Origin of the sequence: Streptomyces sp. SID3212 (assembly GCF_009865405.1) — a bacterium.
Lineage (GTDB): Bacteria > Actinomycetota > Actinomycetes > Streptomycetales > Streptomycetaceae > Streptomyces.
This window is the reverse complement of record NZ_WWJY01001041.1, coordinates 1-202: the sequence shown is the minus strand read 5'-3', so window position 1 is coordinate 202 and position 202 is coordinate 1. Positions and strand designations below refer to the sequence as shown.

At 78.7% G+C, this 202-nt stretch carries 1 pseudogene; it reads left to right on the top strand.

The features are described from left to right. Positions 1 to 202 (top strand): annotated as a pseudogene (locus GT042_RS30575) (acetyl-CoA carboxylase); the annotation flags it as partial.

Here is a 202-nt window from a genome sequence, read left to right as displayed (position 1 = left end):
ATGGCCTCGGGGACACCCCGCCGCCCGCCACCGGACGGGAAGCCGTCCTGCGGGCCCGGGCCGCCGGACGCCCGCGCGCCGGGGCGTACCTGGACGCGTACTTCACCCGGCGCGAGGAGATCACCGGCGACCGCTGCGGGGGTACGGACCCCGGGATGCGCTGCGGGTTCGGCGACCGGGCGGGCCGTACCTACGCGTACGC